12 protein-coding genes are annotated in these 11357 nt (G+C 72.0%); 7 read left to right on the top strand and 5 right to left on the bottom strand.

Features of this window, described 5'->3' with window-relative positions; genetic code table 11:
- Nucleotides 1-37: 37 nt before the first annotated feature.
- The 4 genes from ACFU7Y_RS29275 to ACFU7Y_RS29290 form a co-directional block, all read right to left on the bottom strand.
- Nucleotides 38-640, bottom strand: a complete 603-nt coding sequence (locus ACFU7Y_RS29275) for a malonic semialdehyde reductase (RefSeq protein ID WP_380770196.1) — start codon at nt 638-640, stop codon at nt 38-40.
- Between the two features lie 111 nt (nt 641-751).
- Nucleotides 752-1024: an exodeoxyribonuclease VII small subunit gene (locus ACFU7Y_RS29280; protein WP_380770197.1), complete on the bottom strand. Its 273-nt coding sequence runs from the start codon at nt 1022-1024 to the stop codon at nt 752-754.
- 63 nt (nt 1025-1087) lie between these two features.
- The gene (gene xseA, locus ACFU7Y_RS29285) at nt 1088-2302 is read right to left on the bottom strand and encodes an exodeoxyribonuclease VII large subunit (protein ID WP_380770199.1); all 1215 of its coding nucleotides are present in this window, start codon (nt 2300-2302) and stop codon (nt 1088-1090) included.
- A 10-nt stretch (nt 2303-2312) separates the two neighbouring features.
- Entirely contained in the window at nt 2313-3680 is a 1368-nt protein-coding gene (locus ACFU7Y_RS29290; RefSeq protein WP_224283184.1) for an APC family permease, read from the bottom strand.
- Nucleotides 3681-3801: 121 nt separating this feature from the next.
- On the opposite strand from ACFU7Y_RS29290, the gene ACFU7Y_RS29295 reads away from it, so the two are divergent.
- Both ACFU7Y_RS29295 and ppgK read left to right on the top strand, forming a co-directional pair.
- Complete coding sequence (locus ACFU7Y_RS29295; protein WP_224283183.1) at nt 3802-4776, top strand: 4-hydroxy-3-methylbut-2-enyl diphosphate reductase; 975 nt, start codon at nt 3802-3804, stop codon at nt 4774-4776.
- 163 nt (nt 4777-4939) lie between these two features.
- The gene (gene ppgK / locus ACFU7Y_RS29300) at nt 4940-5686 is read left to right on the top strand and encodes a polyphosphate--glucose phosphotransferase (RefSeq protein WP_224283182.1); all 747 of its coding nucleotides are present in this window, start codon (nt 4940-4942) and stop codon (nt 5684-5686) included.
- A 23-nt stretch (nt 5687-5709) separates the two neighbouring features.
- Here the strand turns inward: ppgK and ACFU7Y_RS29305 are convergent, their stop codons facing one another.
- On the bottom strand, nt 5710-6357 hold the full coding sequence (locus ACFU7Y_RS29305; RefSeq protein WP_380770200.1) for a DUF6542 domain-containing protein: 648 nt from the start codon (nt 6355-6357) through the stop codon (nt 5710-5712).
- 152 nt (nt 6358-6509) lie between these two features.
- Here ACFU7Y_RS29305 and ACFU7Y_RS29310 point away from each other — a divergent pair, with 152 nt between their 5' ends.
- The 5 genes from ACFU7Y_RS29310 (at nt 6510) to ACFU7Y_RS29330 (ending at nt 11187) form a co-directional block, all read left to right on the top strand.
- Nucleotides 6510-6641, top strand: a complete 132-nt coding sequence (locus ACFU7Y_RS29310; protein WP_374119963.1) for a hypothetical protein — start codon at nt 6510-6512, stop codon at nt 6639-6641.
- Nucleotides 6642-6725: 84 nt separating this feature from the next.
- Nucleotides 6726-7799, top strand: a complete 1074-nt coding sequence (ychF, locus tag ACFU7Y_RS29315; protein ID WP_224279905.1) for a redox-regulated ATPase YchF — start codon at nt 6726-6728, stop codon at nt 7797-7799.
- Between the two features lie 220 nt (nt 7800-8019).
- Nucleotides 8020-9300 carry a sensor histidine kinase gene (locus ACFU7Y_RS29320; RefSeq protein WP_380770201.1) on the top strand — a complete coding sequence of 427 codons (1281 nt, stop codon included), beginning with the start codon at nt 8020-8022 and terminating at the stop codon, nt 9298-9300.
- A 36-nt stretch (nt 9301-9336) separates the two neighbouring features.
- Nucleotides 9337-10107: a hypothetical protein gene (locus tag ACFU7Y_RS29325; protein WP_224279907.1), complete on the top strand. Its 771-nt coding sequence runs from the start codon at nt 9337-9339 to the stop codon at nt 10105-10107.
- Nucleotides 10108-10215: 108 nt separating this feature from the next.
- Nucleotides 10216-11187: a winged helix-turn-helix domain-containing protein gene (locus tag ACFU7Y_RS29330; protein WP_224279908.1), complete on the top strand. Its 972-nt coding sequence runs from the start codon at nt 10216-10218 to the stop codon at nt 11185-11187.
- The last annotated feature ends 170 nt before the right edge of the window (nt 11188-11357 follow it).

Consider the following 11357-nt stretch of genomic DNA (forward strand, 5'->3'; position numbering starts at 1 on the left):
GGACGAACCGGTGCGGGGCCCTTTCGCGCGGGGCGGATCAGACCGTGGTGACGACCTCGTCGTAGGCCAGGCGCGGCGAACGCGGGAACCAGGCGTCCTCGCCCGGCTTGCCGATGTTGACCACGGCCAGCACCGAGTGCTCGCCGTCGCCGAAGAACTCCTTGTTGAGGCCCTCGGCGTCGTAGCCGGTCATCGGGCCGGCGGCCAGGCCGGCCGCGCGCACGCCGATGATGAAGTAGGCGGCCTGCAGGGCGCCGTTCAGCGTGGCGGACTGCTCGCGGACGCTGCGCTCCGAGAAGAACATGTCCTTGGCCTGCGGGAAGTGCGGGAGCTGGGTCGGCAGCTCCTCGTGGAACTCGTTGTCCGCGGCGAGGATGGCGACCAGCGGGGCGGCGGCGGTCTTGGCCTTGTTGCCGTCCGCCATGTGCTGGACGAGGCGCTCGCGGCCCTCGGCCGAGCGGACCAGGACGACGCGCAGCGGCTGCTGGTTGAAGGCGGTCGGGCCGAACTTCACCAGCTCGTAGATGGCCTGGACCTGCTCCTCGGAGACGGGCTCGTCGGTGAAGGTGTTCGCGGTGCGGGCCTCACGGAACAGCAGGTCCTGAGCGGCGGCGTCGAGTACCAGGGCGTCGGTGGTCATGCTTCTGCACCTCATGCGGAAGGGGGGTTCGTCGGTATGGCCGGCCGCAGCCGGTCACTTCCCCCAACATAGATGAATATTCAACGATTCCCCAAGCGGGTGTGACCCGCCTCACTCTCCGCCCGGGGTCGCGCCCTCCTCGGCGGCCAGCGCGGCGTCCAGCCGGGCCCGGGCGCCGTCCAGCCAGCGCTGGCACACCTTCGCCAGCTGCTCGCCGCGCTCCCACAGGGCCAGCGACTCCTCCAGCGACGTCCCGCCGTTCTCCAGCTGCCGGACGACCTCCAGCAGCGCGTCCCGGGCGTGCTCGTAGCCCAGCGCGTCGTCCGGGTTCGGCGCCGCCGCCGCTGCCGCCGCCGCGTCCTGCTGTTCCTGCTGCTCTGCCATGCGTGCCAGCGTAGGGGGTGGGACGGACAGCGCCACCCCCGCCGGCGCCGTCCCCCGCGGTCGCTATCCCTCGTCGGCCACCGTGACGTCGAAGCCGCCGCCCGCCACCCGGGCGCGCAGCCCCTCGCCGGGCGCGACCTGCGCCGGGTCGGTCACCACCGTGCCGTCCGTCCGCTGGAGCACCGCGTAGCCGCGCTCCAGGGTGGCGGCCGGGGAGAGCGCCACCACCCGGGCCAGGGTGTGCCCGAGGTCGCTCTGCGCGTGGTCCAGCCGGTGCCGCAGGGTGCGCCGGACCCGCTCCAGCAGGCCCTCCACCTCCTGCCCGCGCCCGTCCAGCATCCGGTGCGGGGCGGCCAGCGCCGGACGGCTGCGCACCCCGTCCAGCCCGTGCTGCTCGCGCTCGACCCGGGACAGCACGTGCCGGCGGGCGCGGTCGCGCAGCTGGCGGATCCTGGCCAGCTCCTCGCCGACGTCCGGAACCACCCGTTTGGCCGCGTCGGTCGGGGTGGAGGCGCGCAGGTCGGCCACGAAGTCCAGCAGCGGCTGGTCCGGCTCGTGCCCGATCGCGCTCACCACCGGCGTACGGGCGGCCGCGACCAGCCGCACCAAGCCCTCGTCCGAGAACGGCAGCAGGTCCTCCACGCTGCCGCCGCCGCGGGCCACGACGATCACGTCCACCTCGGGGTGCTCGTCCAGCTCCCGCACGGCCGCGCTCACCCGCTCCACCGCGCTGACCCCCTGCACCGGGACGTTGCGCACCTCGAAGCGGACGGCCGGCCAGCGCCGCCGGGCGTTCTCCAGCACGTCCCGTTCGGCCGCCGAGCCGCGTCCGGTCACCAGCCCGACGCACTGCGGCAGGAACGGCAGCGGCTTCTTGCGCTCGGCCGCGAACAGGCCCTCCCCGGCGAGCCGCCGCTTCAGCTGCTCCAGCCGGGCCAGCAGCTCGCCGAGGCCCACCGGGCGGATCTCCGAGGCGCGCATCGACAGCTGTCCGCGCGCCGCGTACCACTCCGGCTTGGCGTGCACGACGACCCGCGCGCCCTCCTGCACCACGTCCGCGACCCGGTCGAACACCGAGCGGAAGCAGGTCACCGTGAGCGACACGTCGGCCTGCGGGTCGCGCAGGGTCAGGAACACCACGCCCGCGCCGGGGCGGCGGCTGAGCTGGGTGATCTGCCCCTCCACCCAGACCGCGCCGAGCCGGTCGATCCAGCCGCCGATCAGCGCGGAGACCTTGCCGACCGGGAGCGGCGCTTCGGGGGAGCTGGTGTTGGCCATGCGTACGAGGCTAGCGGCGTCCGCCGACACGGCCGAGACCGCCGCGGGCGCCGCCCTGGACGGCGAGCACCACCAGGCCGACCACCAGCCAGACCAGCCCGACGAGCCGCGCGGTGGCCGCGGCCTCGTACACCACCGCCCCGATCACCGCGATGCCCAGCACCGGTACGACCAGGTGCAGCAGCCACCGCCGCGAGCCGTGCCGCACCACGTACCAGCCGATCACCGAGGCGTGCAGCAGCGCGAAGGCGGTCAGTGCGCCCACGTTCACCACCGAGGTGAGCTGGTCCAGCCCGTTGTCCCGGTCGGCCGCCCAGACCGCCGCCACCATCGTGATCACCGCGGCCGTCAGCAGCGCCCGGCGCGGCACCGCGCCGGCCGGGTCGACCGAGCCGAGGAAGCGCGGCAGCCTCCCGGCCCGGCCCATCGCGAAGACCAGCCGCCCGGCCGCCGCCTGCCCGGCCAGGGCCGCGAAGGCCGCGCCGATCGCCTTGGCGGCCGCCACCAGCACGTGCAGCCAGTGCCCGACGCCGCCCTCCACGGTGTCGTAGAAGGCCGAGCCCTGCGCGGCCGGGTCGGCGGCCAGCTGCTGCGGGGCCGTCGACTCCAGCAGCGCCGCCAGGTACGTCTGGACGACGAACAGCGCGCCGGCCAGCGCCAGGCACCAGAGCACCGCCCGGGCCACCGCCGCCGAGGCGCCGACCGCCTCCTCCACGAAGGTGGCGATCGCGTCGAAGCCCAGGTAGGAGAGCACCGCGACGGACACCGCCGAGATCACCGCGGTCAGCGAGAAGTCCCCGACGGCGGTGAACGGGGTGTCCCAGCCGCGCCGGGCGCCGTCCTGGGCCAGTGCCACCACGGCCGCGGCCACGAACACCACCAGCACCACGATCTCCATCGCGAGCACCGCGAAACCGACCGCCGCCGCCGTCCGCACCCCGGCCAGGTTGAGCCCGGTGGTCACCACCACCGCGAGCGCCGTCCAGACCCAGCGCGAGACGTCGGGCACCAGGGAGTTCAGCGCGATCCCGGAGAACAGGTAGGCCACCGCGGGGATCAGCAGGTAGTCGAGCATCGCCATCCACCCGGCGACGAAGCCCGGGCCCTCGCCCAGCCCGGCCCGCGCGTAGGCGAACACCGAGCCGGTCTGCGGCACCGCGCGCACCATCTGGGCGTACGAGAAGGCGGTGAAGCCCATCGCCACCGTCGCGGCCAGGTACACCGTGGCGACGGCGCCGTGGCTCCTGGCGTCCAGCACGCCGAACACGCCGACCGGGGCCATCGGGGCGATGAACAGCAGTCCGTAGACCATCAGATCGCGGACGCCCAGGCTGCGGCGCAGGCCGCTCGGCGCTGCCTGCTCGCTCACAGAGCTCATAGACACCATATTCTGAGCGCTGTTGACCTGGTCCGCACGGAAAGTGTCCGCCGTCGGGGGGCTTCCGTCGGGAGGCGCCGACAGGGCGGGCGACGGCTGCGGCCGCCCGTACGATGGAGCCATGTCCAAGACCGCGCAGCGCCGTGTCCTGCTCGCCGCCCCCCGGGGCTACTGCGCGGGAGTCGACCGCGCAGTAATCGCCGTGGAGAAGGCCCTGGAGCAGTACGGGGCACCCATCTACGTCCGCAAGCAGATCGTCCACAACAAGTACGTGGTGCAGACCCTGGAGAAGAAGGGCGCGATCTTCGTCGACGAGACGGAGGAGGTGCCCGAGGGCTCGATCGTGGTCTTCTCCGCGCACGGCGTCGCCCCGTCCGTCCACGACGAGGCTCGGGCCGGCAAGCTCGCCACCATCGACGCGACCTGCCCGCTGGTCACCAAGGTGCACAAGGAGGCCGTGCGCTTCGCCGACGAGGGCTTCGACATCCTGCTGGTGGGCCACGAGGGCCACGAGGAGGTCATCGGCACCATGGGCGAGGCCCCGGACCGGATCCACCTGGTGGACGGCGCCGAGGACGTCGCCAACGTGCAGGTCCGGGACGAGTCCAAGGTCGTCTGGCTGTCCCAGACCACCCTGTCCGTGGACGAGACCATGGCCACCGTCGGCGAGCTGAAGAAGCGCTTCCCGGAGCTGGTCAGCCCGCCCAGCGACGACATCTGCTACGCCACCCAGAACCGTCAGGTCGCGGTCAAGCAGCTGGCCCCGGAGACCGACCTGCTGATCGTGGTCGGCTCCAAGAACTCCTCCAACTCCGTCCGCCTGGTCGAGGTGGGCCTGGAGTACGGAGCGAAGGCCGCCCACCTGGTGGACTTCGCCGAGGAGATCCGCGAGGAGTGGCTGGAGGGCGTCACCACGGTCGGCCTGACCAGCGGCGCCTCGGTGCCGGAGATCCTGGTCGACGGCGTGCTGGAGTTCCTGGCCGCACGCGGTTACGACACGGTCGAGACGGTCAAGACCGCCGAGGAGCACCTGACCTTCTCGCTGCCCAAGGAGCTGCGCCGCGACCTGCGCGCCGAGGCGGCGGGCAAGCTCTGACGCTGCCCGGAAGGCCCGGTACCCCCGTGGGGGTGCCGGGCCTTCTGCTGTGCGGCCGCCTGCTGTGCGCGCCCGGGCGCACTCTCGTAGTTTTGTGCACAGGCTGTGGACAATCACAGGCCGTGGACGAGTGGTCCGCGGCCGACGGCGGAGGGTGGACGAGATGACTGCGGTATTCGGCGTGGACATCGGCGGCTCGGGGATCAAGGGCGCGCCCGTCGACCTCGCCCGGGGCACGCTCGCAGAGGAGCGCTACAAGGTGCTCACCCCGCAGCCGTCCGCCCCCGAGGCAGTGGTCGCCGCCGTCTGCGAGGTGGTCCGGCAGTTCGACCACCAGGGCCCGGTCGGGCTGACCTTCCCCGGCGTGGTGGTCGACGGCCGCACCAGGACGGCGGCCAACGTGGACAAGGGCTGGGTCGGCCTGGACGCGGCGGGCCTCTTCCGCGAGGCACTGGGGATGCCCGCCACCGTTCTGAACGACGCGGACGCGGCCGGGCTCGCCGAGCTGACGCACGGCGCCGGGCGGGGCCAGGCGGGCGTGGTCCTGGTGCTCACCTTCGGCACCGGCATCGGCAGCGCCCTGTTCGTGGACGGCACGCTGATGCCCAACACCGAGCTGGGCCACCTGGAGCTGCGCGGCAAGGACGCCGAGCGCCGGGCCTCCTCGGCCGCCAAGGAGCGGCACGGGCTGAACTGGGAGCAGTGGGCGGGGCGGGTCGACGAGTACCTGGACCTGGTGGAGATGCTGTTCTCGCCGCAGCTGATCGTGATCGGCGGCGGGGTGAGCCGCAAGCACGAGAGGTTCCTGCCGCTGTTGAAGCACCGCCCGGCGCGGGTGGTGCCGGCGGAGCTGCGCAACGACGCGGGCATCGTCGGAGCCGCCATGGCGGCGGCCCGGACGGAGGGCTGAGGGCCGGCCTCGCGGGAGCGGCCTCAGCGGGAGCGGTGGATCCGGCGCTGGGCGACGAACCGGGCGAGCACGATCAGCGCCGCCAACCCGGTGCCGGGGAACAGCCAGCCGGCCCGCAGTGCCAGCCCGGTCGCCAACGACACCACCTGGGCGGTGACGCCCGAGGAGCTCACCGGTTCCAGCAGCAGCAGTGCGAGGGCGAAGGCGATCGGCCCGCTGATCGGTGCGGCCAGCAGGTCGGCGTAGCGCACCCGGACGGCCAGCTGGAAGCAGACCACCAGGTAGCCGAGGCCGAACAGCCAGCCCAGGCCGCCGAAGAGCAGCCGGTCCACGCCCGCCACCGCGAGCGTCGCCAGGACGGCGACCACCCCGGTGCCGACGGCCGTCAGCCGGGTCGGCCGACCGGTGCGCCGCCGCCCGTACAGCTGCTGGTTGCCGCGCCCGCGTCCGCGCAACGGCAGGCGCAGGCGCAGCCGAGGGCCGGGCGGGCGGGCGGTGGCGGGCGGGCCGGCCGCCGGGCGCTGCCGGGAGCCCGGGGCTCCGGCGCTCTCGGGAGGCCGGCCTGGACCGGGGACGGTGGCTGCGGCCGCGCCGGTCGGCGGACGGCGTCTGGGCCCTGGCGGCTGGGTACGGATGCTCTGCTCCACCCGCCCAACGTACGGTCCGATCATCGCCACACTGTGTAATGGACCGTTCAGGTCTTGCCCCGTGTCTTCGGACGGAGTGGTGATGTGATCGTCACTCAGGTGCGCTGACCTGCCCGGCCGAGTCGACGCACGACGATCACCGGATCTGTTTGCGGGTCTCTTCACGGGGGAACAGCATGACCGATTTCACGTCCGAACGCTTCGACCACGTCCGGCTCGACATCCCGGCCGGTCCCGAGGACGGGTGCCGCGCGTTCCGCTCCGGCGTGCTCGGCACGGCCGAGCCGCCGAAGCCGCCGGTGCCGTGAGGCAGGGCGGGGGCTGCCCGTAGACTTGGGGGTCGGCCCGTACGGTGCCGACCCAACTCCTCCAAGCCCACGGGACTGCGCTTCATGTCGCTCACGATCGGAATCGTCGGCCTGCCGAACGTCGGCAAGTCGACCCTGTTCAACGCCCTGACCAAGAACGACGTGCTGGCGGCCAACTACCCGTTCGCCACCATCGAGCCGAACGTCGGCGTGGTCGGCGTCCCGGACGAGCGGCTGGCCAAGCTCGCCGAGATCTTCGGCTCCCAGCGCATCCTCCCGGCCACCGTCGACTTCGTCGACATCGCCGGCATCGTGCGCGGCGCCAGCGAGGGCGAGGGCCTGGGCAACAAGTTCCTCGCCAACATCCGCGAGTCGGACGCGATCTGCCAGGTCGTGCGCGCCTTCACCGACCCGGACGTGGTGCACGTGGACGGCAAGGTGTCGCCCAAGGACGACATCGAGACCATCCACACCGAGCTGATCCTGGCCGACCTCCAGACCATCGAGAAGGTCCTGCCGCGGCTCCAGAAGGAGGCGCGCCTCAAGAAGGACACCGCCCCCGTGCTGGCCGCCGCCGAGGCCGCGCAGGCGATCCTGGAGACCGGCAAGACCCTCTTCGAGGCCGGCTTCGACACCACCCCGATCCGCGACCTCCACCTGCTGACCGCCAAGCCCTTCCTCTACGTCTTCAACGTGGACGAGGCCGAGCTGGCCGACGAGGACTTCAAGAACGCCCAGCGCGAGCTGGTCGCCCCGGCCGAGGCGATCTTCCTGAACGCCAAGATCGAGTCCGAGCTGATCGAGCTGGACGACGCCGAGGCCCTGGAGCTCCTCCAGTCCATGGGCCAGGAGGAGCCCGGCCTCGCCACCCTCGCCCGGGTCGGCTTCGACACCCTCGGCCTCCAGACCTACCTGACGGCCGGCCCCAAGGAAGCCCGCGCCTGGACCATCAAGAAGGGCGCCACCGCCCCCGAGGCGGCCGGAGTCATCCACACCGACTTCCAGAAGGGCTTCATCAAGGCCGAGGTGATCTCCTTCGCCGACCTGGTCGAGACCGGCTCCATCGCCGACGCCCGCTCCAAGGGCAAGGCCCGCATCGAGGGCAAGGAGTACGTCATGCAGGACGGCGACGTGGTGGAGTTCCGCTTCAACGTCTGACCGGAACCGCGAACCGCCCCGTTCCTGTGAGGCGGACTGCGCGGAAGGGGCGACCGGGTACCGGCGGCCCCTTCCGCGCGCCCGCGCGTCGTGCCGGTGGAACCACGCGAAGCGACGTTTTCACCGGCACGGTCAAGTCGCGGCCACTAGCCTTCTCCTGGTGACGAGGCAGACGCGTGATGACGGTCGGCAGTGGGCGTGGTTACGCGGGGTCCTGTGCGTGGTGCTCGTCGCCGCGACGGTGACCATCGCCCTGCTCACCACCCGCTCCGTCGGGCCGCTCATCAGCGTGTCCGGTGCGGCCGGCATCGTCTCGGCCCTGGCCCTGGTCGTATGGGGCCCCCGCCAGCCGGCGTCCTTGCTCGCCATGGCGCCCGCCGCGGGTGCGGTGTCGCTGCTCGTCACGTTCACCTATCAGGGCCCGGCCCGGTCCGCCGCGGCGAACTGGTGGACGGCGGAGACGCTGGCCCTGATGATTCTCGTGGTCGTGGGGGTGCGTCGGCAGCCCGCGGCGATCGCCACCGCCCTGGCCGCGTTCCTCGCGGCGGCGATCACGCTGTCGCCGCTGCGCATCGCTCTGAACACCGTGCCACCGTCCAGCCGTGGTGAGAGCCTGCAGCTCTGCCTCATCTGGGCGATCCTGGCCATCGTCGCGGTGGGAATCGGCTTGTACCTGAGAGGGCTCGACGCCCGTAACCGGGCGGCCCTCGCCGCCGAGCGGCGAACCGAACGCATGAATCTGGCACGGGACCTGCACGACTACGCGGCCCACGACGTCACCGCGGTCGTCGTCCTGGTGGAAGCCGCGCAGGTGCTGGCCAAGGAGGACCCCCAGCAGGCGCTGGAGCTTCTGTCCGAGATCGGTGCTGCCGGTGCCCAGGCACTCAAGGCGATGGACCACACGGTCCAGCTGCTCGCCGAGGTCCCGGCGGCCGAGGAGCGCAGGCGCGCCCTTGAGGCTGTCCGGCGGCCGGAGCTGACCGCCGGGAACGATGCCGCGCAGGAGTCGGGCGCGGTCCCGCGGCAGTCCGACGCGCCCAGGCGGGACCTGAGCGAACTGGCCTCCCTGGTGGCGAGGTTCAACCGTACGGGCGCGCCCAAGGCCGTACTGGACGTGCCGGAGGAGGCCGCGGCGCGCATTCCGCACGAGGCCAGCAGGCTGGGGTACCGGGTGATCGTGGAGGCGCTCACCAACGTGCGGCGGCACGCGGCCACCGCGTCCCGGGTGGTGATCGGGATACGCTGCGCGACCTCCACGGGCTCGCCGGAGCTGCATGTCACCGTCGTCGACGACGCACCCGGCCCCGGCGCCGGGCTCGCGGTGGAACGCCCGACCGGGACCGGTGGAACCGGCATCAGCAGTCTCTCCGAGCGCGCAGGGGAACTGGGGGGAGCGCTCACCGCCGGCCCGCACCACCCGTGCGGGTGGCGGGTCGCGCTGGTGTTGCCGCTGGACAGTACAAGCGAGGAATCGGGACCGCACAATCTGCCGAACGGCTGATACCGCTGGGAGCGCTCGCTTGAAACGCTGGTGAGCATGTCTGAGCGAACGGGGGGACGAATCGTTTTGGCGTTGCTGGTCACGGGTGCCGTGGTAGCGCTTCTGAGCGTACGTGTGCTGGATGACCTTGATGCCTCGCCCCGGAACGATCACCGCCTGTTCGCGTTCACGGGCACACGCCTTGCCGTCGTGCTGAGTGGAGACGGCCGCGTGCGGTTGCAGCACGGGCCCGGAGACTCCCTCGCGGTCTCCAGGGAGCTGGCCGGCTCGGCCGCCAAGGCCGGGCACTCCTCCTGGGAGCTGACGGGCAGCACGCTCCGCCTTGCCGCCGAGTGCACCGGCATCCCCGTCAACTGCCGTGTGGACTACGTGGTCCAGATCCCCGCCGGGACCGAGGTGACCGTGACGTCTCCGGGATCCGTGACCGCGGTGGGCATGTGCTGTCCGGCCTGGATCTCCACTCGGACGGGAGACATCACGGTCGAGGGATCGCTCGGACCGCTCCGTCTCAGTTCGGAGAGCGGACGGATCGGCGTGCGTGAAGCCCGATCCGCCGACGTCGTGGCCTCCACGCGAAGAGCGCCGGTCTCCCTTTCCTTCGCCGCCGTGCCGAGTCAGGTCGTCGTCGACTCCGACGTCGGGGACATTTCGGTGGAGCTGCCGGACCCGCCTGCGCCCTACCACGTATCAGCCTCAGGGAAGGACGGAGGCGACGTGCAGGTGGAGCTCCGGGACGTGCCATCGGCCGAGCGCTCGATCAGAGCCCGGACGCGCGAAGGCGCCGTCCGGATCCTCAAGCGCAAGTAGGCCGCTGGAGAACCGACGGTTGATCGGCGCAAGTGCGACCTGCCCACCCCGCCACGTGCGCTTCTCGACGAAGAGCACTTTTCCTCCCCCCATAGGAGTGCTTTCCTCATGTTCCGCATCGTTCTGACCACGGCCGATCTGGCGCGAATCAGAATCGGCGAGTCGGAGACCCCGGCCATCGAGAACGTCTTCGCCTTCGAGGCGTTCCGGGAAGAACAGGAAGAAGGGTTTCACCCATGGCGTCGAAGCGTGCACCGACATCTCGCCCAGCGCGACCCTCGAACAGGGCGCGTCGGGCAGCTGATGCGATACGAGGCCGACTCCGAGCAGCTGATTGAGCTCTGTAGCGGCACGGAGCGCTCAGGGACGGCGTTCCGTGCGGAAATGAGTACGTCCCAGCTGCAGGTCCTGGCGGCCATGCGTGACTTCTTCCGCCTGGCCGTCGCGCCCCACTGGAGTTCGGTCCGGACGCACCTGGACGCGGCCCGCGACACCATGCGCGACATCATGTGCCGCGATGGTGTGGAGGTGCTGCTGGACAGTCTCGGGCCCGGCATCCGGTGGAGCGCGCCCGCTCTGGAGATCTCGGGATTCAAGTCCGGCGAACTGCACCTGTGCGGGGAGGGGCTCGTCCTGTCACCATCCCTGTTCCTTGCGCGACCCGGCCATGTCGTGGTGCCCGGTTCACGGTCGAACGGCAAGGAGGCGCCGCAGCTGTTCTTCCCGGACCGGCCGCACAGCGACGAACTCGTCCATCTGCTGGGAGGGACTGCCGACGGACGGGTCGACAGGCAGCCCGGACAGCTGGAGAGCCTGGCAGCACTGATGGGCCGGACTCGGGCCGCCGCGCTGCAGGCGCTCAAGGAGGGCTGCACGAACACCGAGCTGGCGGAACGGCTGGGTGTGTCGAGTGCCGCGGTCAGCCAGCACACTGCCGTTCTGCGCGCCGCCGGCCTGATCTCCACCAGGCGGAACCGCAGCCATGCCATCCATACGGTCACCCGGCTCGGCCACCAACTGCTGCGCGGGCACGGGCCGGGGGCGCAGTGGGTGGTCCCCGCCGCACTGGCGATGGCGTAGCCGACTCCGGTGTGACGGGAGCCGGGCGAGGACTCGTCGGGGTCGGCCACGGGCGGTGACAGCATGGTGCCATGCTGTCGGATCCCGGGTTCCGCCGGTATCGGCCATTCGGCAGATCGTGTCCCGGATCGTCCGAGCCGGCCCGCCACGGCCGGGGCGCGTTCCACGCG

Source organism: Kitasatospora sp. NPDC057542, assembly GCF_042801945.1.
Lineage (GTDB): Bacteria > Actinomycetota > Actinomycetes > Streptomycetales > Streptomycetaceae > Kitasatospora.